The organism is Helicobacter anatolicus (genome assembly GCF_021300615.1).
GTDB classification, from domain to species: Bacteria; Campylobacterota; Campylobacteria; order Campylobacterales; family Helicobacteraceae; genus Helicobacter_H; species Helicobacter_H anatolicus.
The window spans coordinates 201057-223245 of record NZ_JAJTMY010000001.1 but is presented as its reverse complement, the minus strand read 5'-3'; the positions used below and the strand labels follow the sequence as shown (position 1 = coordinate 223245).

The 22189-nt window shown below is 31.3% G+C and carries 23 protein-coding genes; 14 read left to right on the top strand and 9 right to left on the bottom strand.

Annotation, left to right across the window (positions count from 1 at the left end; all coding sequences use genetic code 11):
- The first annotated feature begins 57 nt into the window (after positions 1–57).
- The 9 genes from LW133_RS01255 to mnmH all read left to right on the top strand — a co-directional run bounded on the left by LW133_RS01255 (position 58) and on the right by mnmH (position 9912).
- Positions 58–573, top strand: a complete 516-nt coding sequence (locus LW133_RS01255; RefSeq protein ID WP_233075634.1) for a DUF4149 domain-containing protein — start codon at positions 58–60, stop codon at positions 571–573.
- The gene (gene argC / locus LW133_RS01250; RefSeq protein WP_233075633.1) at positions 570–1574 is read left to right on the top strand and encodes an N-acetyl-gamma-glutamyl-phosphate reductase; all 1005 of its coding nucleotides are present in this window, start codon (positions 570–572) and stop codon (positions 1572–1574) included. Before LW133_RS01255 ends, argC begins: the two co-directional genes overlap by 4 nt.
- An 11-nt stretch (positions 1575–1585) precedes the next feature.
- A complete protein-coding gene (locus LW133_RS01245; RefSeq protein ID WP_233075632.1) occupies positions 1586–2341 on the top strand; it encodes a UDP-2,3-diacylglucosamine diphosphatase in 756 nt (251 codons plus the stop codon).
- A gap of 57 nt (positions 2342–2398) precedes the next feature.
- A complete protein-coding gene (locus tag LW133_RS01240; RefSeq protein WP_233075630.1) occupies positions 2399–4735 on the top strand; it encodes a hybrid sensor histidine kinase/response regulator in 2337 nt (778 codons plus the stop codon).
- 1 nt (position 4736) lies between these two features.
- Positions 4737–5246, top strand: a complete 510-nt coding sequence (locus LW133_RS01235; RefSeq protein ID WP_233075628.1) for a chemotaxis protein CheW — start codon at positions 4737–4739, stop codon at positions 5244–5246.
- A 1-nt stretch (position 5247) separates the two neighbouring features.
- Positions 5248–6399, top strand: a complete 1152-nt coding sequence (locus LW133_RS01230; RefSeq protein WP_233075626.1) for an exo-alpha-sialidase — start codon at positions 5248–5250, stop codon at positions 6397–6399.
- Complete coding sequence (locus tag LW133_RS01225; protein WP_233075624.1) at positions 6396–6941, top strand: hypothetical protein; 546 nt, start codon at positions 6396–6398, stop codon at positions 6939–6941. The genes LW133_RS01230 and LW133_RS01225 overlap by 4 nt, the downstream gene beginning before the upstream one ends.
- Positions 6942–7051: 110 nt before the next feature.
- The gene (locus LW133_RS01220) at positions 7052–8899 is read left to right on the top strand and encodes an LTA synthase family protein (protein ID WP_233075620.1); all 1848 of its coding nucleotides are present in this window, start codon (positions 7052–7054) and stop codon (positions 8897–8899) included.
- Positions 8896–9912 (top strand): tRNA 2-selenouridine(34) synthase MnmH, encoded by a 1017-nt coding sequence (gene mnmH / locus LW133_RS01215; protein ID WP_233075618.1) that lies wholly within the window; start codon positions 8896–8898, stop codon positions 9910–9912. Before LW133_RS01220 ends, mnmH begins: the two co-directional genes overlap by 4 nt.
- Before the next feature lie 137 nt (positions 9913–10049).
- On the opposite strand, the gene LW133_RS01210 is transcribed toward mnmH, so the two are convergent.
- The 9 genes from LW133_RS01210 to LW133_RS01170 form a co-directional block, all read right to left on the bottom strand.
- Positions 10050–10898 carry an NHL repeat-containing protein gene (locus tag LW133_RS01210; RefSeq protein ID WP_233076176.1) on the bottom strand — a complete coding sequence of 283 codons (849 nt, stop codon included), beginning with the start codon at positions 10896–10898 and terminating at the stop codon, positions 10050–10052.
- 139 nt (positions 10899–11037) lie between these two features.
- The gene (locus LW133_RS01205; protein WP_233075617.1) at positions 11038–11991 is read right to left on the bottom strand and encodes a helix-turn-helix domain-containing protein; all 954 of its coding nucleotides are present in this window, start codon (positions 11989–11991) and stop codon (positions 11038–11040) included.
- Positions 11992–12088: 97 nt separating this feature from the next.
- Entirely contained in the window at positions 12089–12928 is an 840-nt protein-coding gene (locus LW133_RS01200) for a TonB family protein (protein WP_233075616.1), read from the bottom strand.
- Positions 12918–13589 carry a hypothetical protein gene (locus tag LW133_RS01195; protein ID WP_233075615.1) on the bottom strand — a complete coding sequence of 224 codons (672 nt, stop codon included), beginning with the start codon at positions 13587–13589 and terminating at the stop codon, positions 12918–12920. The genes LW133_RS01200 and LW133_RS01195 overlap by 11 nt, the downstream gene beginning before the upstream one ends.
- Entirely contained in the window at positions 13586–13930 is a 345-nt protein-coding gene (gene fliN / locus LW133_RS01190; RefSeq protein ID WP_233075613.1) for a flagellar motor switch protein FliN, read from the bottom strand. Before fliN ends, LW133_RS01195 begins: the two co-directional genes overlap by 4 nt.
- A 1-nt stretch (position 13931) precedes the next feature.
- Positions 13932–14333: a chemotaxis protein CheX gene (locus LW133_RS01185; RefSeq protein WP_233075611.1), complete on the bottom strand. Its 402-nt coding sequence runs from the start codon at positions 14331–14333 to the stop codon at positions 13932–13934.
- A 52-nt stretch (positions 14334–14385) separates the two neighbouring features.
- Positions 14386–15024: an endonuclease III gene (gene nth, locus LW133_RS01180; protein WP_233075608.1), complete on the bottom strand. Its 639-nt coding sequence runs from the start codon at positions 15022–15024 to the stop codon at positions 14386–14388.
- Positions 15021–15248 carry a FeoA family protein gene (locus tag LW133_RS01175; protein ID WP_233075607.1) on the bottom strand — a complete coding sequence of 76 codons (228 nt, stop codon included), beginning with the start codon at positions 15246–15248 and terminating at the stop codon, positions 15021–15023. Before LW133_RS01175 ends, nth begins: the two co-directional genes overlap by 4 nt.
- Before the next feature lie 3 nt (positions 15249–15251).
- Positions 15252–18122, bottom strand: coding sequence for a YhdP family protein (locus LW133_RS01170; protein WP_233075606.1), 2871 nt, complete (start codon positions 18120–18122; stop codon positions 15252–15254).
- A gap of 49 nt (positions 18123–18171) precedes the next feature.
- Here LW133_RS01170 and mltG point away from each other — a divergent pair, with 49 nt between their 5' ends.
- The 5 genes from mltG to LW133_RS01145 all read left to right on the top strand — a co-directional run bounded on the left by mltG (position 18172) and on the right by LW133_RS01145 (position 22185).
- Entirely contained in the window at positions 18172–19110 is a 939-nt protein-coding gene (gene mltG, locus LW133_RS01165; RefSeq protein ID WP_233075605.1) for an endolytic transglycosylase MltG, read from the top strand.
- 244 nt (positions 19111–19354) lie between these two features.
- Complete coding sequence (locus tag LW133_RS01160; RefSeq protein ID WP_233075604.1) at positions 19355–19663, top strand: 4Fe-4S binding protein; 309 nt, start codon at positions 19355–19357, stop codon at positions 19661–19663.
- Between the two features lie 21 nt (positions 19664–19684).
- Positions 19685–20809: a 2-oxoglutarate synthase subunit alpha gene (locus tag LW133_RS01155; RefSeq protein WP_233075603.1), complete on the top strand. Its 1125-nt coding sequence runs from the start codon at positions 19685–19687 to the stop codon at positions 20807–20809.
- 1 nt (position 20810) lies between these two features.
- Positions 20811–21635: a 2-oxoglutarate ferredoxin oxidoreductase subunit beta gene (locus tag LW133_RS01150; RefSeq protein ID WP_233075602.1), complete on the top strand. Its 825-nt coding sequence runs from the start codon at positions 20811–20813 to the stop codon at positions 21633–21635.
- A gap of 1 nt (position 21636) precedes the next feature.
- Positions 21637–22185 (top strand): 2-oxoacid:acceptor oxidoreductase family protein, encoded by a 549-nt coding sequence (locus LW133_RS01145; RefSeq protein ID WP_233075600.1) that lies wholly within the window; start codon positions 21637–21639, stop codon positions 22183–22185.
- The last annotated feature ends 4 nt before the right edge of the window (positions 22186–22189 follow it).

Here is a 22189-nt window from a genome sequence, read left to right as displayed (position 1 = left end):
TTGCTATGATTATAAACTTTTTAATCACTTTTTAACAAAAAAATAGGATGATTTTTTATGAAAAGAAATGCTTTTGTACTCTTTATTCATGCACTTTATATTTGGCTTCTTGGTATCAATATTGGAGCTATTATCACCGCTGGAGCATTTGTCGCACCTGTAATTTTTCAAGCTTATACTTTTTTACCCGATCTAGGAATTACAAATTTTGATTCTGGAATATTAATGACACAAATCTTTCTAAAAATTAATACTTTATTAAATTTTAGTGCGATTATTATTTTAATTTATGAGCTTTTAATATTTAATTTTAGAAACAAAAAAGATTTTTTTCCACTTTTGCTTAATGGAATTATTGTGTATCTAATTTTTACTTTTACATTTTTCTACACTCCAAAGATTATAGAAGCACAAGAACAAGGAGCCGCATCAGTAGCAACTCCAGAATTTGCAAGCCTCCATCACCAAAGCGAATATGTTTTTCAATTTTTATTAATCTTACTAAGCATTAATTTGGTATGGCGTGTAATTGTGCTTTATAAAAACATTCAAACAAAGGCAAAAAACAAATGAAAAAAATACCTGTTGGAATCATAGGAATTAGTGGATACACAGGCTTTGTACTCCTTAAAATTCTTTTGCAACACCCAAAATTTCAAGTCAATTATCTTGCAAATTCTAGTGGAGAGGATACTTTAGAAAATATACATCCCGCATTATTTCAAGTCAGTCAACACTCTATTGTAAAAGCTGACGCTAAAGAAGCAATCAAACAATGCGAATTATTATTCCTCGCATTACCTCATCAAGAATCTGCAAAATTTTGCAAAGAAATTTTAGATGAAAAACCCAATATGAAAATTATTGATCTATCCGCGGACTATCGCCTTAATAAAGAAAATTATGAAGCTAATTATGGTCCACATAGCGATAGTGAAAATCTCAAACATGCAATCTATGGACTAGTAGAATATCAAAGAGAAAATATTAAAAATGCTACACTTATTGCAAATCCAGGTTGCTACCCTACAGCATCTTTATTAGGTTTATTACCCTTTTTACCCTACATAGATTCCAGTGTTTTTATCGATGCAAAAAGTGGTGTGAGTGGTGCAGGTAAAAAACTCACAAATACAACACACTATCCTTTTATTAATGAAAATATTTTTTCTTACAATCCATTAAAACATCGTCACCAAATCGAAATCAAAGAAAAATGCTCTCTCATTGGTAAAAAAGAAGTAAAAATTAACTTTGTCCCCCATCTTACACCCCTTACACAAGGAATGCTAGTAAGCATTTTTGCAACACTCAAAGAAAAAATCAATCCCTTAGAAATCTTAAAAAATCAATATGCTAATGATCCATTTATTAGGATTAGGAAACAAAGTGTTGATGTCATCAATGTTAGGGGAACAAATTTTTGTGATATCTATGCACAAATTTTGGATAATGATTTATATGTATGTACAAGTATTGATAACCTTATGCGTGGAGCAAGCTCTCAAGCTATCGTTAATGCAAATTTAATGTTTGGTTTTCAAGAAGAAACAGGGATCCCTATCATAGGATAACATACTTTTTTATGAAAAAAACTTTGCAAAACCCTTCTAAATTCACACAAAATCCCATTTTTGAAATTCTTGATGGGGCGATTTTTATCGCTGATGCACACTTTGGCCCTAATGATCTTAAGGCACTTTATCTTCTTGAAGAATTGCTAAAAAATCCTCCTATACAAGTATTTTTTATGGGTGATATTTTTCATCTTTTAATTGGAAGTGTTTCTTCTAGCCTCAAAGATCATCAAACAATTCTTAAAAAAATCAATCAACTTAGTCAAATCACTCAAGTATTTTATTTTGAAGGAAATCATGATTTTGGAATCCAGCAAAAAACGCTTCCTTATACCACAATCATCAAACGAAAAAACCAACCCATGCAATTTAACTATAAAAATAAAACCTTACTTTTAGCACATGGAGATATTTTTATATCGCCCTCATATGAATTTTATATCCAAGCTATTACACACCCCATTATCCTTAAGGGCTTATTTTTTTTAGACTGCATTACTTTCGGAAAACTCTACAAAATAGTGCAAAATAAAATTATGCAAAAAGAAATTTTTGCACTCAAAAATCCCAAAAATTTTCTTTCTAAACGAACAGGTTCCTATAAAAATTATGCAAAAAAACATTCTTTATCTTATACTAAAATTTTGGAAGGACATTTTCATTGCGAACTAGAAAATCAAAACTACAAAGCAATTCCATCTTTTTTCTGTCAAAAAAAAATATTGAGAATAATTAATAATGATTTTGAAGCTTTTATAGCTTAAATTAAACATTTACATTGTAAAATATACGAAACGCTATTTATTTTATTCGAGGTTGAAATGGAAGAAATGCAGGAAATAATGGAAGATTTTCTAATTGAAGCTTTTGAAATGATTGATCAATTAGATCAGGATCTTGTCGAACTTGAACACAACCCTAAAGATTTAGATTTATTAAATAAAATTTTTAGAGTTGCACACACTATCAAAGGATCAGGATCGTTTTTAAATTTTGATATTCTTACACATTTAACACATAATATGGAAGATGTACTCAATAAAGCGCGTAAAAACGAGCTTCAAATCACTCCAGATATTATGGATGTTATTTTAGAATCCGTAGATCTAATGAAGGGTCTACTCAATGCTATTCGTGCAAATAAAACAGATGCCAATAGTGGAATAGATATCCATGATTGTGTTGTCAAACTTCAAGCAATTCAAAATAATGAATACAATAAAGATACTCACAAAAGCAATAACAAAAAGTCTGCAAAAAAAACATCCTCAAAAAAAGATAAAGAAACTTCAAAAATAAAAGAAGATACTAAAACTACAACACCTATGGAATCTCAAGAAGAAGATTATTCAAATATGAGTGCAGAAGAAGTAGAAAATGAAATTCAACGCCTTTTGCAAGAGAGACAAGCAAGCGACAAAGAAAAACGAGCTAGAAAAAAAATGCAGCAAGCACAAGAGGCAAAAATTAGCGAAGAAAATACTGCGAAAAACACTAGCAGCAAAGACAATAAGGCTAACACGGTTGAACAGACCGTCCGTGTTGATGTCAAAAGATTAGACCACTTAATGAACCTCATCGGGGAACTTGTATTGGGCAAAAACAGATTACTTAGAATCTATGGCGATGTCGAGGAACGCTATGATGGTGAGCGATTTTTAGAAGAACTAAATCAAGTAGTATCCTCGGTATCTACAGTAACCACAGATTTGCAACTTGCAGTTATGAAAACAAGGATGCTCCCCATCAGTAAGGTTTTCAATAAATTCCCAAGAATGGTTAGAGATTTAGCTAGAGATCTTAATAAGGATATTGATCTTATTATTAGTGGTGAAGAAAACGAGTTGGATAAATCCATTGTAGAAGAAATTGGCGATCCTTTGGTGCATATCATTAGAAATTCTTGTGATCATGGAATTGAAACCCCAGAAGAAAGACAAGAAAAAGGTAAGGAAACCACAGGAACAATTAACCTTAGTGCATATAACGAAGGTAATCATATTGTGATCAAAATTGAAGATGATGGCAAGGGATTAGATCCTGAAATCTTAAAACGCAAAGCTATAGAAAAGAATGTAATTTCTCAAGCCGAAGCAGAAACACTTAGCGATAAAGAGGCATTTTCTCTAATCCTTAAACCTGGTTTTTCTACTGCTGCAAAGATTACAAATGTATCAGGTCGTGGTGTTGGAATGGATGTTGTAAAAACTAATATTGAACAACTCAATGGAATGATTGAAATAGAATCTGAAAAAAATGTTGGTACTACAATCAAACTAAAAATTCCTCTTACTCTTGCGATTATTCAGGCGCTACTTGTAGGTGTTCAAGAAGAATATTATGCTATTCCACTTTCCTCAGTACTAGAAACTGTAAAGGTAAATCAGGATGAAATTTATACTATTAATGGCAAAAGTGTATTGCGTTTAAGAGATGAAGTATTATCTCTTGTAAGATTGGCAGATATTTTTGGTGTAGATTGTATTCTAGAAAATATCAATGAGGTTTATGTTGTGATTATTGGCATTGCAGATCAAAAAGTAGGAATTATTGTCGATTATCTCATTGGTCAAGAAGAAGTGGTTATTAAATCTCTAGGCTATTATCTCAAGGGTACAACAGGAATTGCAGGTGCAACAGTCAGAGGAGATGGAAAAATTACTTTAATTGTAGATGTTCCCGCATTAATCACTATGGCAAAAGAAGTAAAAGTCAATATTAACCAACTTATTGATGATGCCGATTCAAATAGTAGCAAACAACACCCAAGTGACTATTGTATTTTGATTGTAGATGATAGTGCTACTGATAGAAGTGTTGCCAAAAAATACCTCTCTACCCTGGGTATTACCATCAAAGAAGCTTCTAATGGAATGGAAGGTTTAGAAATCCTAAAAAATAGTGATAAAAAATTTGATGCTGTGCTTTTGGATATTGAAATGCCAAAAATGGATGGTTACACTCTTGCATCAGAAATTAGAAAATTTAATAAATTTAAAAATCTACCTCTTATTGCTATCACAAGTAAAACCAGTAGAGAAGATAGAGTACGTGGTGTAGAATCTGGTATGACAGAATATATCACAAAACCTTATAGTGCAGAATATCTTGTTAATGTTGTAAAGCGGAATATTAATATAAGCATCACTGGAGAATAAAATGAACGAGACAAATCTAAAAGAAATTTTTAAAAAACAACAAAACTACACAAAAAATAATGATCAAGACAATATTGAAGACGCTCTGCAAGTCATCGGATTTGTTGTTGGCGATGAAGAATTTGCCATCCCTATCTTAAATGTTATTGAAATTGTTAAACCGATAGAATACACTAGAGTTCCAGGCACTCCAGATTATGTCTTAGGTGTTTTCAATCTCAGAGGTACTGTATTCCCTCTTATCAACTTACGACTGAAATTTGGACTTCCTGCGATTGCACAAGATAAAGATACAAGATATCTTGTAATCAAACACGAAGATAAAACTGCAGGTTTTGTAATCGACAAACTTACAGAGGCAATCAGATTAAAACAATCTGAGATTGATCCTATCCCAGAAACCTTTGATGAACAAGAAAATATCATGGAAAGTATGCAGGGCATAGGAAAAAGAGAGGATCGTCTTATTACTATTTTAAAAACAGAGATTTTGTTGAAAAAAACTTTCTAAAATGAAAGGTTTTCTTTTATTTTTCCTATCTGTTCTTCTTATTGGAGGCATTGCCTTTTTTCAGATTCCAAAAAAAGAAGATTTTGTATTCAATGTTAATTCCACGGCCACACCATCAAAAAAATTACTACACCAGTTAGATATCCCGATGCCAGAGAATATCCCATCTGCACATTCTAGCACCTTAGCAATACTTGATAATTCTCGCCTTTTAAGTGCATATTTTGCTGGATCCAAAGAAGGAGCAAAAGATGTTGCAATCTATGCAAATATTCTCATTGACAAAAACAATCCCGAATCTGCCACATGGCAGGAGCCATTTAAAATCCTAGATAGAAAAACCCTAAGCAAAGATGCCAGAGAATATATCAGTAAAATAGGCAACCCTGTTTTATACACTATTAACAATACTATCCATCTTTTTGTCGTAGGTGTAAGCATGGGTGGATGGGCTACAAGCAAAATCTACCACTACACTGCTCGCACAGATTCTGAAAAAATTACTTTCCATTTCCAAAAAGCTCTGCATTTAAGCCCTCTACTCAACATTAGCAATCTTGTACGCACCCAACCCATAGAAATCACCTTTCGCAACAATCAACAAGGCTTTATTCTGCCTATCTATCATGAAATTGCTAACAAATACGCACTTAATCTTATAATGGACTCTCAAGGAAAAATTTTACAAATCTCTAAACCAAATAATGCACAAGGTCTTTTACAGCCCTCTCTAACTGCACTAGATTCTACACATTGCCTCCTTGCCTATCGAGCACACAAAAAGGCTAATTCCATTCTCTATACACAAGCTTGCAATAATCAATTAAAATATTCTGGCCTCATCAAAACAAACCTTGAAAACAAAGATAATTCGCTAAATCTCTTTACAATCAATGAACAAACTTTTTTGCTCTACAATACCGCAAAACAAAATTCTCCGCGCGCAAACCTCACTCTTGCTAAAATGAAAAATTACGAGACATTTGAAAAGCTCTTTGATCTTGATACAACCTATACTATTAATGGTGAAGTGAGTTATCCAACTACACTTATTGATCATAAAAATGGAATCATTCATATCACCTACACCATAGATCGAAAATTTATCCGCTACATCACACTAAATATCAAATTTCTGGAGGATGCGCTATGACAATGCATTATCTTCTCACACTGCCTTATTTGGCTTTTTTTGCGCTCTTGCTTCCAAGAAAAAAAAATTTTTTTTATCCTTTATTATTTATCCTTGCTATTTTTTTAAATCTACCCTTGTTTAAAGATCTAAGCATTAATGATTTTACCTTTAGTTTTATTGGAAATTTAAGTTTTGTCTTTTTGGCATTTTGCACAATTATACTTTTAGAAACCACTCGCGATAAAAACTATTTTCTCATTAGTCAAAAAGGGTTATTCTTTCTCATTAGCATTAATTCTTTATTTTTCTTAACTTTTTTAAACATTATCCCTATAAATCTCTACTATCAAGATCAACACATTGCCCTAATTATTGCTTGCTCCATCACAATTATTGCGTATTTTTTTGACAAAATTCTTGCTATTCTTTATCTTTTGACACTTTTTGTCTATACCATTAAACTTTTTGATAGCAATAATATTCTAGATTATTTTTTCGATCTTCCCAGTATTCTTGCGGCTCTTATTATGCTATTTTATTCCAAAATAAGAAAAAAATAATGCTTTTTAAAAATACTCTAAAAACTTTTGGTTTTATTGGAATTTTAATTCTACTTGCTATTTTTTTAAAAATCACCTTTATTCTATACCTTGGGGTATATCACCACAAAATGCCCTCTTGGGATACTGCTGATATCCTCCTCTGCCTTTATAATGGCATGCAATATGATAATCGTAATATTGCATTTTTTGGTATCCTTTACTTTTTATTAAGCTTTATTTTAAAAAACAAAGGGATAGGAATTTATGTTAGCATAATCTATAGTTTTTATATTTTTCTCAATATTTCCAACATGCTATTTTATATCATTTATGATGATACTTTTAATTCCAATCTTTTAGGCTTTATTTTTGATGACAAAAAAGCAATTTTTCAAACCGGAATTAGCGGAGAATATTTTTTAAGTATCAAAATTTTATGCGCTATAATGCTTAGCTTTTTTAGTATTTGGTGCTATAAAAAATCCCTTTCTCTCTTACAAAAAATCTCTACTCCGTCACTAACATTTATCATAATTAGCACAATTTGCCTTCTCTTTAGCTTTGTTTTTATGATTAATGCCTCTTTTAGCCTTAAGGGCAAATCACTTGATCAACAAATCACTTTTTCACGGGACTTGTTTCTCAAAAATATCACTACAGATTCTTTGCGTTCTCTATATCTTGTATATAAAGGATATAAAGCCATTCAAAATTCTAAAATGCAAGACTTTTATCCTCAAGATATCTACACTACCTTAAAACAATATTTTAATCTCAAAAAATTACCAGAAAATTTAGAAATTTATGAACTTTTAAAACAATACTCTCGCAACACATCACAACAAAAAATTAACCATATTTTTTATATTGTTTCAGAAAGCCTTAGTCAGTGGCATTTTGATACATTATATGATTCCATTGATATGCTTAGTGCCACCAAAAAAATAATCAACAACAATCCTCATGCACTTTATTTTGATACTTTTTTGGAAAATGCTCCATCTACTGCAAAAAGCCTCCAAAGCCAAATAACAGGATTATTGCAACTTGATATCCCTCTACAAAATCTCATAGGAAAAATCCCAACTTTTAAAACCGCAATTGCCAATCAAGCAAAAATTCTTGGATATAAAACAACATTTTATTATGGTGGTGGCGCAAATTGGCAAAAACTAGAATCTTTTAGTAAAACACAGGGGTTTGACAACTTTATTGATAAAACCAATCTTTTGGACTTTCTTAAAAATCAATCTCAAATTCTGCCAAAACCCTATGAAAATATCTGGGGAATTAGCGATAATGTATTATTTGATTTTATTTTAACTAACACTACAAAAACCCCCAGCTTTTCCATGATTATGACAACATCAAACCACCCTCCTTATGATATCCCTTTAGAAAAATACAATGTCCCTATGGAAAAAATTACACATTTTATAAAAGACCAAAAGCTTTCTATAGATCCAAAAATTCTTGGGCATGTTTATTGGTATGACAAAATTTTGGCAAACTTCATACAAAATATGAGTAAAAAATACCCCGATAGCCTTTTTATTATCACGGGAGACCACTATGATAGAAACTATCCCAAGAACGCTAATTTACGCATTACTAAACAAATCCCTCTCATCATCTATGCTCCAAATCTTATATTACACAAAACCACAAACCTAGGATCACATATTGATATTACCCCTACTATTCTAGAAATTATCGCACCAAAAAATTTTTCCTATCCGAGTTTTGGCAGACCTCTTGCAAGCACTAATCCACATTTCAAAATCCAAAATCACATTGCACTAGGATATTTTGTAATCGCAAACCATCAAATGCTATATGATAACAATGATTATTTTTTATACAATTCAGATTCTACGCCTGATATTCTACAAGCACAAAAAGATTATACAAGACTCAATCAAGCACGAGCCATAAGTTGGTATCTACTTTTTAAAAACTCCAAGGTATCAAAATGAGAATTGCCACAAGTTATCATGATTTTGATGTGTATATTGATGTGCGAAGTCCTAGCGAATACGCACATTCTCATATCCCCAATGCTTACAATATGCCTGTTTTAAATGATAATCAATTTAAATTTATTGGCACCTTATATAAAAAAAATACCATGCAAGCTCAAATCATCGGAGCTAGTCTTGCTTGTGAAAATATTGCAGAGATTCTTAAAAAAATTGCACAAGAAAAAACCATGCAAGATATTTTTCAACACAAAAATAAAATCTTAATTTATTGTGCTAGAGGAGGCAAAAGAAGTCAAGCACTCTATGAGGTTTTAAACAATCTTAATTTTCAAGTCTATAAACTTCAGGGGGGCTACAAAGGATATCGCAATGAGATTCTTAAGGAATTAGAAGCTTCTTATTCTTTCATCACTCTTTGCGGTCCTACAGGTTGCGGAAAAAGTGAATTATTGCAAAATTTATCACCATATAGTATTGATTTAGAAAATCTAGCTCATCATTATGGTTCAAGTTTTGGGCATCTTGCCACACAAAAATTAGGAGATCAACCTACACAAAAAATGTTTGAAAATATCCTGGCAAAAGCTCTATATAACAAAAAAAATATCCCTCTATTTATTGAAGCAGAAAGTAAAAAAATAGGTAATCTTATTATTCCGGCACAAATTTTTACACAATACCAAAATACAACAAAAATCCTTATTACCGCACCCTTGCAGCAAAGAATAGAGCGCATCATTAAACTATATCACCCTATACAAGAGCAAGATTTTTTACAAGCTATGCAAAAAATTAAACCCTACATTAGCAATAAAATTTTTCAATCCGTAATTACTTCTTGGAAACAAAATCAACTACATGATGTTGCGGAACTTTTGATCACACAATATTATGACAAAGTCTATAAAAAAAGCACATATCACTATCATATCTATAATGATAATATAGAAAAAAGCATTCAACAGCTTCAAAATATTGCCAAATTAACATCTACTTTCAAATATTAAAATATTCATAAAATCTCAAACAATTAAAAAAAACTATTGATAGAATACATAATAGAAGCAAAAAACAATTTCCTCTTCTTCTCAAGAAGAGGAAACCAAATAAACAAAATAAACTTTCTAAAATAAACTATAAATCCTTAAGGTAAATCAATTTTAATTATCTTATTGTCAACCATTGCAGGAATCCAAAGATTTTTTCCATCACTAAACATATCTGCAGGACCACCAATAGCTTCAAGATCTAATTTTGTAATATTTCCCTTAAAATCAATACGATAAATCACGCCCTTAAGATTCTCACCCCAATCGCTAACAAGTAAATCTCCATTTTTTGCAACAACAATACCATCTAATGCACCAAGAGGTTTACTCAATAAAGATATTTTCTTAGTTTTTAGATCAATTGCAACAATACTCCCTTTTTCTTTACCCATAGGATCGTATCCCACTGTAATTACACGATTATTTTTTTGATCAATCAATAGACCATTAGGACCACCAAATTTAGAATCAATTTTTACAAAAGTTTCATATTTTTTATTGGCAACATCAACTTTATGGATAATTCCTGTACCGGTATCACTAACAAGCAAAGTTTTATTATCCAATACCTCAATTGCATTTAGAAAAATTGCACCTTTAACATCAATATTTAAAACTTCTTGGCCATCATTCATATTAAAGCCCTTGATCTTATCAATATCTACCACATAAAGAATATCACCAATGCTATTCATACCTTTTGGTGCATCAAGATCTTTAATAAAATCTTTTACAATTACATTACCTTCTTTATCAAGCTTTGAAATAAAACCATCTTTATCTTTTGCTAATGGTTCTAGTTTTTCTCCCACATTGCTAACAAAAACTACTTCTTTTTTGCCATACACACTCTCTGGATGAGAAAATCCTGTAAAATCTTTCGCACTTAAAGTCACACTTGCTAAACTTAAGCAAAGTGCTGCTGAAATTAATGATTTTTTCAACATATCTTTCTCCTTAGAATCAAAATTTGCAAATTATTTGCTTGGAAAATATTCTAGGATATTTTTACCTTCAATTGTGTAATTTTTATGATAAAAAATACAAGTTTTTTGATTTTTATTCCAAATTCCTAGAATAGTCCTACATGGATAAGTGGGATTTTTGATATTGTTTTGGAGTTTGATGGTAACGCTTTTTAAAACGCTCAATAAACCATGAAGTAGAACTAAATCCACATTCTGTACAAATTTCTTGAATGTTTTTTGTAGAATCTTGTAATAACATAATTGCTTTTTCAAAACGCTTTTCATCTAACCAATTTTTAGGACTCAACCCAAAAGCTTGCTTAAATTTACGACTAAAACTTGCTTGATCTGTATTTGCTAATTCTGCCATCTCACATACATTGATAAAATCCCTCTGACAAAGTGATAACGCGATATCAAGATTTAAATTACACTCCCTTAAAACACTCTGTACAAAGGCATTAAACACTTCTCCATATTCCATTCCCAGATACAAAAATAACTCCTCAAATTTATGCATAATCAAAGATAGCAATGAAGAGTTGCAAGATATAAAAGATTTTTTAGCCTCTCTTTGATCTGTGGTCACAAAACCATTAATATATAGATCAAAACTCGAAATAATGCTTGATAGTGCTGGCGTAGCTAAAAGCCTAAAAATCTCAAAAGTATTTTTAAAGTTAAAATCTGCTTGCTGGGGTTTAGATTTCATAGGAATTTTTTGGAATCTATATTTATATTTTGCAATAAATTCTATCAATGCAACATTATCAAAAAATAACAAAATTGCCTGATATGGGGAATTTTCTGCAATAATATTACTCAAGGTATAATGATCTGCTTTGAGAAACATCCCTTCTCCTGCTTGAATTTTTACATCACCATTTTTAGTATGCAAAATCTTACTACCTTTTTGAATAAGAATAAAACAATGCATCTGTACATGCACTCTTGAAACACCGGTAGTTTCTTGTTTGTAGGCTGCAAAAGCAATATGTTCTCCCATAAACAAAGGAATATTCTTATTTTTTTTCAAATCTTTTGGAAAAAGATAAATTTTTGATTCCATCAATCATCCTAGTATTTTTTTAATATTGTGTTATTATATAAGTTTTTTGATTTTTTTCTCAAAAAAAGTTTTCAAAAAAATATTTTTTAAATTGATTTTAATTTCCATAATAAGAATATGTAACATTAATGCGTATAAGAGTTTTTACCTTAGGGCGAGGGTAGTCTTTATAAGCAATTTCAATGGTTTTTAGCGTATTGTAATCAAAAGAATTTAGTCCTGAAGTCTTAATAATTTTTAGATCACTAATATCTCCATTAGGATGCAAATAAAATTCTACTGCATTTACACCACTTTGTCCAAAATATGCCGCAACCCTAGGATACTCTAAATATCCTTGTGTAATCCGCCCGATATGGCGTAAATTATCACGAATATATTCTTTTTCTGCTTCACCTAAATCACCAAACTCCTCGCCATAAAGTTCATCAATCTCTTTAATAGTCTGTGCGTCATTACCTTTATCATTTTGAATCGAATATCTTCCACCACTTGCAGTAAATGAAGACAAACTATTTTGTGATAAAAAAGAAAGATTTCTAGGATCCGTAAGATTTTCCCTATAAGTGTCAAGAGCTTTTTTTTCTGAATCCTTTTGCTTTTTTTTGGTTTCTGGCTCTGGTTTAGATGGGTTTAAAGTAGGCTTAGAAACAGGCGTGCTGGGTCGCATAGGTGGTGCTAAAGAAGCTGTATTTTGCATCATATTTCCCTGAGATTGCTTAGCAGCCAAAGCAGGTTTTCTTGCACCTTGCGTATTTTTACTCCTATCTTCACTCTGTCCTCTTTTTAAAACAAGCAAATTTTCTAATTTTACTTTTTGAGGTTCAGGAGTTTTTATATCAAATGGCCACAAAAATATTATGCCAAACAATAAAGCATGTATAATGAGCGATAAAACAAAAGAGATTCCAAAACGATCTTTTATCTTATTTTTCATTTTTCTTAGGAAGCTTGTTATTGCTTCCCAAAGCTATACGATCAAGCAACAGGATTTTTTTATTGCTTTCTAAAACAATGTAACAACGATTATGCAACTGAACTTCCATAATTTTTGTTTTCAAATCAATAGGATAATTTTTAACATGCAAAATAGGATTTAACTTTTTTATTCTTTTTAATCTTCTTTGCACAAAAAGCAACACACAAATCAAAAACAATAAAATAATCAAAACTACTACATATTGCCAAGGCGATACACCTACTTGCCCTTGTTTCATCTCCTTAAACTGCAAACTTTTTTCCTGATTCTCTATAAAGCGTAATCTTAAAATCTTTTTATCATGTGATAGTGCTATATCTAACTTATATTTTGATTTTGCTAAAGGTCTTATATAAAGCACATTTGCCTTAGCATTGATAATAATTTGTCGAATTGGACCTTGTAAAAAATTTTTTAAAAACATTTCTTTATTGGAAAGACCTTTAATAGCATAGGTTTTGTGTTCTTCATCATATTTTAAGTCAAGTTTTTGTTGCAAAGGAGATTGAAAAATCAAAAATACATCATTATATTTTTCTTGACTAGCAATTTTTATATCTCGCACATATGCTGCTTGCAATAAAGACAAAAGCATAATCCATAAAAATATTTTTTTCATTGTAACTCTTTTGTCAAATAATACACAATTGCATTGGAATCTAAAATTTCATTCAATCGTATTGCAAGATTTTTTTCATACACCATCACTTCGCCCTTTCCCACAATACGTGTATTAATAAATACATCCACACTTTCCCCTGCAGGTTTTCCCAAATCTATCACAGAACCTCTTTCAAAATTTAAAATTTCTTTTAAAGTAAGTTTTGTAGATCCAAGTTCAGCAGTAAATATGGTTTCAATATCCAACAATCCTTCATAACTTTGGATCATATCTTCTAAGTAGGTAGTTAGTTCCTGTTCTTTTTGCTCATCTTGCTCAATTCCAGACATCTTTGCCATATCACACCTTTAAAAAAATACTACAATATTTTTCATCATCAATATTAAAATGCATTGCTTTTACATAGTCTTGTATCATACAAACACCATAATAATATGGAGTAGAAATATGAAAATTCTGCCCCCTTTCCTCTGCAATCATTTTTGCATGCCCTACAACAAGATTTGCAAATTCTTTGATCAAGTCCTCTAAAACTTCTGCACTAGGATTCTCTTCAAAAATCATTTTTTCAGAGAGAAATTTTAAAAAATCCGTATTTGCAACAATACACACCTCTTCTTGAGTTTCCAAAAGTTTAATACCTGAAACATATCCTTGCATCAAAGCTTGTTGTGAAACTTTTGGGACAATTCCCGCTGTTTTCTCCAGCACTTCTGTTAAACTTGTCTTAAATAATTCCAAAACACACTCCAGAAACAAGAATTAAAATTCAATTATAACTACTTTTTTAAAATTATAAGGGCTTAAAATTTTTCTTTGTAATACAAAATTCTTCTACAAAACATTTTTCACACTCTGGTTTTAAGGCCTTACAAGTATAACGCCCAAACAGCACAAATGCTTGATGCAATTTATCTAAATCTGTCTTAAAAAGCTTAGAAAGCTCTTCTTCTGTTTGTGTAGGAGTTTTTGCTTTGCTCAATCCCAAGCGATGTGAAGTTCTAAATACATGCGTATCCACCGCCATTAAATTAGCTTCAAAATATTCTATAAGCACAACATTTGCAGTTTTTTGCCCCACACCAGCAAGAGATTTTAATGATATCTGATCTTGCGGAATCTTACCTCTAAAATCCTGCATTACTTGCTGTGCCATTGTAATGAGATTTTTTGCCTTATTGTTATAAAATGATACGGATTGTATCAAGCTTTTTACCTCCTCTAGCGAGGCTTCTGCCAAAAATTCCACACTTGGATATTTTGCAAAAAGTGCGGGAGTAACAAGATTTACACGCTTATCTGTACACTGAGCCGAAAGCATTACTGCAACCAAAAGTTCATAAATATTATTATATTTTAGCTCAGTTTTTGGAGCAGGAAAATGCTCCAAAAAAATCTGTTTAATTATTTGTGCTTTTTGTAATTTTCTCATACTTTTTCAATATAAATCTGTTTGGCTTCACAATCTCTAAGGGCAACCTGAGAGTTCCCCACAATAATTGCTAAATTTGTCTTATTTAAAGAATAATGCAAAAGCCTCACTATACTGCCTTTTGTAATTCCAAAAGAAGATAGTCTTCGCAATAAGTTCTCATCACTACTTATAATTTTAACAATTCTGTAATCTGTTTCTTTATCACCCTGCATCAATGTCATTTTTCACCTCTTTTCTATATCTTCTTGTCGATATTTATCATCTTTAATTTCATTTTTTATCTCATCTACCATAAGATTTAATGGATCAAACACGCGTCTTAAAATTCTAAAAGGAGCGGTTACCACATCTTCAGCCAAACTAATATTTGTTTTTGGATTATCTAGCGTTCCATTTAGGCTTACATTCGTAGATATTTTACCATCACTACCCAATGCAAGATAACCAATAATTGGTATTTTACTCAAAATATTACTGAGATTCTTAATAGTTGAAATTACAAGATTAATATTCATCTCCTTACTATCTAATTGCACCACACCATTACCATCAATATCCATAGAATCTCCAATAAGATGGATTTTTTCCAACCCTAAATAATTTTTATTAATCCCAAAAATAATACTACCTTGCGAAACCTGATACCCCTTTGCACCTAAATTTGGATTTTTAAAAACAATCAAAGAAGGCACAGTATCAATAAGATTAATAAGGTTTTGCAAAACTACAAAATTTTTAAATAATGTTTTTTGCACTTTCAATTCACCACTAAAAGTATGATTTTTATAAGCACCAATTAAAGTAAACAAACCACCATGTATAATATTTTTTTGCATAACAAGATTTACAAAATCTGCACTAAAATTACTTGCTCTTACATAAATATCACCATCAATAAAATCTATATTAGCAATACCATTTTTATAAGTCAAATCTGCCAAAATTCTTTGATCTCTAAAGCGAATATTAATCTCGTCCGCAGGCACTTTATATTTATCATAATAAAGCATCATATCCTCGATTTCAATATTTGTCATTTGTGCTTTTATGCCATGTTGACGCTGATATTGGTGTTTTAATCTTAAAAATTCAAGCTTATCATCAACCTGTTCTTTTGTCATAGAAACATTATTATCTTCAGATTCCTTATCACTGCCATGTAAAGCTTGCTGAATAGCAGGAATCTTGCTATCTAAAAACTCATTTACATTAAAATCATAATTTTTAATCTTAATTTTATTTTGTGCAAATTTTCGTCGAAATGTAATGCTTTTATCAAGAGTATCTATTTGCATTTCATCACCATCTATCCTTCCGCTAAATTCTAAGGAAGTGATATTTTGACCAGTTTTTTTGTCATAAAGTGGTAACCATAAATTATCAATACTAAAAAGTATATCAAATGTCTTAAAGTCACTAGTCTCTACTCTTGCATTCCCCCCTCTAATATCTAAATACGATAACAAAGGTGAATAATTTCTAAATAATGAAAAATCATCAAAAGTAATAATAGAGAGATTATTTTGTATCAACATTTTTACCTTGAATTCAGGCGCTACTATCTCAATATTTTCAGAATCTGAAAAATTAATATTTAAATCTGTAATAAAATTCTCTTGATTTGCAATTTTTAATATCTCTTGTGTATAGGGCTTCTCATCTTCTTTAAGAGAAGCTAAAATATATTTTTTTAACAATACTGGAGAGAGCTCACTAGGTTTAAAATATTTTGGGATTCTCTCCTCTTCTTCATCTTCTTCCTCGTTTTGGTAGATAAGATTTAATTTTTTTTCTTGTAAATATGGTTGAAGGTAGTTTATCTCTTGATTTGTATTAATATGTGCAGAATGCACTTTCAATCTCGCCTTATAAGTCTGTTCCTTGAGATCTAAAACCCCATCAACATCTGCATAAAGCATATTATAATAATATGCTTTATTTGCAGAAATATAGACATATTTATACTGCGGTGTAATATCAAATCCTACTTTAATCTCATCAGCAAAAAAAGGTATGTTAAACATATCCACCATGGCAGAATAAGTTACAAGATTTCCTCCTAAACTCAAGTTATGCTGTTGATTAGGCAAAAATTGCAAACTTAATTTAAGGTCTGCACTAAGAGGAGATTGTATACTTTTTATAGGGATTTTTATATTGTAATGTGCCAATAAGTCCAATAAGTTTGTAGAATAATTAAAGGTGTTGGATTTAATGAAAAATATCATTTTTGGAGAATTAAAAAGATTAGAGAATTCAATACTAGAACCATCTAAATTCGTCTCACCATATGTAGGTTTTGTTAATGCCAATGTAATTTTCTGCCTAGATAGCGTAGCATTAATTTCTTGTGCTTTTATAGAATCTAAACCATTAAACAAACTCACTTCCGCGATATTGATTTTAATTTTGCCCTTCAGTGTTTTTTCCACCCCTGCCAAAAAACCTTTTTGAGTAAGAATTGTACTAAAACTCAAACTTTCTATCTTTGCTTTATCAAAAAATATCTTATGGTATAGCCAGTCTTTTAACGCAGGATTATCAATAGAATGCACAAAAGGTTTAGTGATTTCTAAATTTTTTAACTCATTGGTTTTTAGATCCAAATGCAAGCGTTTGAGATTTGTATAACCTTGTGCAAAAACTCTATCTCCTGTAGGCTTGTATTCTGTAGACAAATCAAATGCAATTTCGTTCTTTTTAGGCACATAGACTATCCTGCCCTTGGTATGCAAATCCATTTTAACAAGTTTTAATGTTTGAATATTAAGTTTTAATTTACTCTCATCTTCTTGTATATCAAAATCTGCCTCTATTTTTGGAAAAAGCAAGCGATATTTTTTACCATCATAATAGACATTTGCAATATTTTCTTTATCTAGAATAATTTTTTTAATTGAAAGATCTTGAAAATATGCAATTCCCCAAGTAAAATAACGCACATATTTGCTAAGTTTTTCTATATCCATAGGCTTTTTACTTGGAGTTTGTAAAAATTTTTGTAAGTCAAGCTTTTCAATTTGCAAAACAAGCTTATTATCAAGTTTTAGATATAATTGAGAGACACGAATCTTGCCAATAGTAATTTTTTCCAAAGAAATTCCATGAGAAAGAATTTTATAGGCACTAAAAAATAGGATTAAGATGACTAAAAAGAATATAACCAAACTTAATATTTTTTTAGATATTTTTCTACTCACAATTTTCACCATAATTTTTTATCTCAATATTCCTATAATTTCACAAAAAGATATTTTCATTCCCAGAGGCTCTATTAAAAGCATTATAACATACCTAGAAAATCACGCTTATGATATCAATAAAATCGACAGATTTTTCTTAATCTTAATAGGAAAACCGCAAAGTGGTTTTATTGATATCAAACATACCTTTTTAAGTAAGGCTGATTTTTTATATGCATTAGCAAATTCCAAAACATCACTAAAAGAAGTTACATTAATCCCTGGAGAAACTATGTATTTCTTTAACAAAATTCTGGCACAAAATTTTAATCTTGACCCCAGGGATCTAGAAAAAGCCTATAAAAAATATGCACCTTATGATGATGGAGTAATTTTTGCAGACACCTACAAACTTCCTGTTGGTGCAAGTGCTGATTTCTTAATGAAATTTTTAGTGAACAAATCTCTCAAAAGACATCAAGAACTATCCCATAAGGTTCTTAGAGAATATAATGAAAATCAATGGTTTAGATTCATTAGTATTGCATCAATTATTCAAAAAGAAGCTGCAAACACTAGCGAAATGCCATTAATCAGTGCAGTAATTTACAATCGCATTAAAAAAGGCATGCCTCTACAAATGGATGGTAGTTTAAACTACGGAAAATATTCTCATACCAAAGTTAGTGCAGAAAGAATCCGTACAGATAACACAATTTTTAACACTTATAAAAATAAAGGGGTACCAAAAATTCCTGTAGGAAGTGTCAGTATTGATGCTATAAAAGCCACAATCAATCCAGCAGATGTAAAATATCTCTATTTTGTCAAAAACAAAAATGGTTTACACACCTTTAGCGAAACCTATGAAGAACATAAAAACAATATTACAAAGAAATAAAATTTTAAATCAAAACTCCCCTAAATTACCGCTAATAGCCCTAAGAATTTTTTGGTAAAAAAAATCTTTACTTTTATTTACTTTTTAATTTTTTAAAAGCAATATAATAAAAACATATATCCAAAATTTATTAAAACTTTTAATATAAATAAAAAAGAAGTTTCGATAAACTTTACGATATATTAGTCTAAATAGTTTTTAATGCTAAACAAAAAAAATGCTTTGGCGATTTTAGGAGAATATTATGTCAAATATAGTAGCCCCACAAGGCGTGGCAGTCTGGACAAATGAAGAGCGTTGCAAAGGTTGTGACATCTGTGTTTCAAAATGTCCAGCCGGTGTCTTAAGTATGCAATTAGATTCCAATAAGGTCTTAGGGAAGATTATAAAAGTTATCCATCCTGAAAGCTGCATTGGTTGCAGAGAATGTGAACTACATTGCCCAGATTTTGCAATTTATGTAGCAGATCGCAAAGAATTTAAATTTGCAAAAATTACTCAAGAAGCTCAAGAAAGAGCTGTAAAAATTAAACAAAATAACTACTTTTTATAGATATCAAATTAAGGAAAGACAATGCGAGAAATTATTTCTGGTGGAAACGAATTAGTAGCACAGGCTGCTATTGATGCAGGTTGTAAGTTTTATGGCGGTTATCCTATCACTCCTTCTTCTGATATTATGCACGAACTTAGCGTTAAACTTCCACAAAATGGTGGAAGATTTATTCAGATGGAAGATGAAATTAGCGGTATTTCTGTAGCATTAGGTGCAAGTATGAGCGGTACCAAAGCTATGACTGGAAGTTCAGGTCCTGGAATATCACTCAAAGTTGAACAAATCGGTTATGGTTTTATGGCAGAAATCCCATTAGTGATTGCAAATGTTATGCGTTCAGGGCCTTCAACAGGAATGCCTACACGCGTTGCACAAGGAGATATTAATTTCACAAAAAATCCTAGTCATGGGGATTTTAAAGCTGTTGCGGTCGCTCCAGGAACACTTGAAGAGGCCTACACAGAAACCATCAGAGCCTTTAATCTTGCAGAAACATTAATGACACCCGTCTTTCTTCTTATGGATGAAACAATTGGTCACATGTATGGAAAAGCTACAATTCCAGATTTGACAGATATTCAAAAAGGCATTATAAATCGTAAAGTTTTTGAGGGTGATCCAAAAGATTATCAACCTTATGGGGTTGCACAAAATGAACCAGCAATCCTTAATCCCTTCTTTCAAGGGTATCGTTATCATGTAACAGGATTGCATCATGGTCCGATTGGTTTCCCAACCGAAGATGCAAAAATGGCTCAAGCCCTCATTGATCGTCTTTTTGCAAAAATCGATTCTAGAATTGATGAAATCACTCATATTGAAACTAAAAACCTTGATGATGCAGAAATTGCTATCATCGCATATGGTTCCGCTTCTTTAGCCATAAAAGAAGCAATGATTGAATTAGAAAAAAGAGGAAAAAAAGTAGGATTGTTTAGACCAATCACTATTTGGCCAAGCCCAAAAAAACAACTAGAAGAATTAGGAAAAAAATTTGAGAAAATCTTGGTAGTTGAACTAAACAAGGGGCAATATGTCGAAGAAATTGAACGTATTCTATGCAAAAAAGTAGAGTTCTTTGGCAAAGCGGATGGTAGAAGTATTTCACCTAATGAGATTATTGCAAAAATAGAGGAGATGTAAAATGGCTTTTAATTATGATGAATATTTACGCGTAGATAAATTACCTACACTTTGGTGTTGGGGATGTGGTGATGGTGTTATACTCAAGTCTATTGTGCGCGCAATTCACAATGTTGGTTGGGACATGAAAGATGTTTGCCTGGTAAGCGGAATTGGTTGTAGTGGTAGAATGAGCTCTTATGTTAATTGCAACACAGTGCATACCACTCATGGTAGAGCAGTAGCATATGCCACAGGAATTAAATTTGCTAATCCTGATAAACATGTAATTGTAGTAAGTGGGGATGGCGATGCGCTAGCTATCGGTGGTAATCACACAATGCATGCTTGTAGAAGAAATATTGATATAAATTTTATTTTGGTAAACAACTTTATTTATGGGTTAACCAATTCTCAAACCTCACCAACTACACCGCAAGGAATGTGGACTGTTACTGCACAATATGGCAATATAGAAAACAATATCGACCCTTGTAAATTAGCAGATGTTGCTGGTGCTACCTTTATTGCTAGAGAAAGTGTTTTGGATTCTGCAAAAATTGAAAAGGTTTTAGCGGAAGGTTTCAAGCATAAAGGATTTAGTTTTTTTGATATCCATAGCAATTGCCACATCAATCTTGGAAGAAAAAACAAAATGGGCGAGGCTGTAGAAACACTCAAATGGATTGATTCTAGAACAATTTCTAAACGCAAGTACGATGAACTTAGCGAAGAAGAAAAGATTGGAAAATTCCCTACTGGTATTTTAAAACACGATATAAGCAAAACAGAATATACTGATGCTTATCAAACAATCATAGAAAAAGCACAAGCAAAAAGGGGATAAAATGGAAAATCAATTAAGATTTACAGGTGTTGGTGGTCAAGGTGTTTTGCTTGCGGGAGAAATTTTAGCAGAATCAAGAATCCGTGGTGGAGGTTATGGTCTCAAGGCTTCCACCTATACCTCTCAGGTAAGAGGTGGTCCCACAAAAGTAGATATTTTATTAGATGATAAAGAGATTTTGTATCCATATGCTAATGAAGGTGAAATTAACTTTATGCTTTCCACTGCGCAAATTAGTTTTAATCAATTTAAATCAGGCGTAAAAGAAGGTGGTATTATTGTCGTGGAACCAAATCTTGTTACGCCCACAAAAGAGGATTATGAAAAATTCAAAATCTATGAAATTCCTATTATTACGATTGCTAAAGAAGAAGTAGGAAATGTTGTCACGCAATCTGTTGTAGCCCTGGCAGTAACTGTGACTTTTACAAAATGTGTTGATAGAGATTTGGTTTTTGAAACCATGATTTCAAAAGTTCCTGCAAAAGTCGCAGATCTTAATAAAAAAGCATTTGAATTAGGTGAAAAATACGCTCTTAAGGCTCTATAGACCT

What these genes read in the sequence shown, in the direction of transcription:
- LW133_RS01255 (WP_233075634.1), top strand. Translation starts at nt 58, where the DNA reads ATGAAAAGAAATGCTTTTGTACTCTTTATTCATGCACTTTATATTTGG.
- argC (WP_233075633.1), top strand. Translation starts at nt 570, where the DNA reads ATGAAAAAAATACCTGTTGGAATCATAGGAATTAGTGGATACACAGGC.
- LW133_RS01245 (WP_233075632.1), top strand. Translation starts at nt 1,586, where the DNA reads ATGAAAAAAACTTTGCAAAACCCTTCTAAATTCACACAAAATCCCATT.
- LW133_RS01240 (WP_233075630.1), top strand. Translation starts at nt 2,399, where the DNA reads ATGGAAGAAATGCAGGAAATAATGGAAGATTTTCTAATTGAAGCTTTT.
- LW133_RS01235 (WP_233075628.1), top strand. Translation starts at nt 4,737, where the DNA reads ATGAACGAGACAAATCTAAAAGAAATTTTTAAAAAACAACAAAACTAC.
- LW133_RS01230 (WP_233075626.1), top strand. Translation starts at nt 5,248, where the DNA reads ATGAAAGGTTTTCTTTTATTTTTCCTATCTGTTCTTCTTATTGGAGGC.
- LW133_RS01225 (WP_233075624.1), top strand. Translation starts at nt 6,396, where the DNA reads ATGACAATGCATTATCTTCTCACACTGCCTTATTTGGCTTTTTTTGCG.
- LW133_RS01220 (WP_233075620.1), top strand. Translation starts at nt 7,052, where the DNA reads ATGCCCTCTTGGGATACTGCTGATATCCTCCTCTGCCTTTATAATGGC.
- mnmH (WP_233075618.1), top strand. Translation starts at nt 8,896, where the DNA reads ATGAGAATTGCCACAAGTTATCATGATTTTGATGTGTATATTGATGTG.
- LW133_RS01205 (WP_233075617.1), bottom strand. Translation starts at nt 11,991, where the DNA reads ATGGAATCAAAAATTTATCTTTTTCCAAAAGATTTGAAAAAAAATAAG.
- LW133_RS01200 (WP_233075616.1), bottom strand. Translation starts at nt 12,928, where the DNA reads ATGAAAAATAAGATAAAAGATCGTTTTGGAATCTCTTTTGTTTTATCG.
- LW133_RS01195 (WP_233075615.1), bottom strand. Translation starts at nt 13,589, where the DNA reads ATGAAAAAAATATTTTTATGGATTATGCTTTTGTCTTTATTGCAAGCA.
- fliN (WP_233075613.1), bottom strand. Translation starts at nt 13,930, where the DNA reads ATGGCAAAGATGTCTGGAATTGAGCAAGATGAGCAAAAAGAACAGGAA.
- nth (WP_233075608.1), bottom strand. Translation starts at nt 15,024, where the DNA reads ATGAGAAAATTACAAAAAGCACAAATAATTAAACAGATTTTTTTGGAG.
- LW133_RS01175 (WP_233075607.1), bottom strand. Translation starts at nt 15,248, where the DNA reads ATGACATTGATGCAGGGTGATAAAGAAACAGATTACAGAATTGTTAAA.
- mltG (WP_233075605.1), top strand. Translation starts at nt 18,172, where the DNA reads ATGACTAAAAAGAATATAACCAAACTTAATATTTTTTTAGATATTTTT.
- LW133_RS01160 (WP_233075604.1), top strand. Translation starts at nt 19,355, where the DNA reads ATGTCAAATATAGTAGCCCCACAAGGCGTGGCAGTCTGGACAAATGAA.
- LW133_RS01155 (WP_233075603.1), top strand. Translation starts at nt 19,685, where the DNA reads ATGCGAGAAATTATTTCTGGTGGAAACGAATTAGTAGCACAGGCTGCT.
- LW133_RS01150 (WP_233075602.1), top strand. Translation starts at nt 20,811, where the DNA reads ATGGCTTTTAATTATGATGAATATTTACGCGTAGATAAATTACCTACA.
- LW133_RS01145 (WP_233075600.1), top strand. Translation starts at nt 21,637, where the DNA reads ATGGAAAATCAATTAAGATTTACAGGTGTTGGTGGTCAAGGTGTTTTG.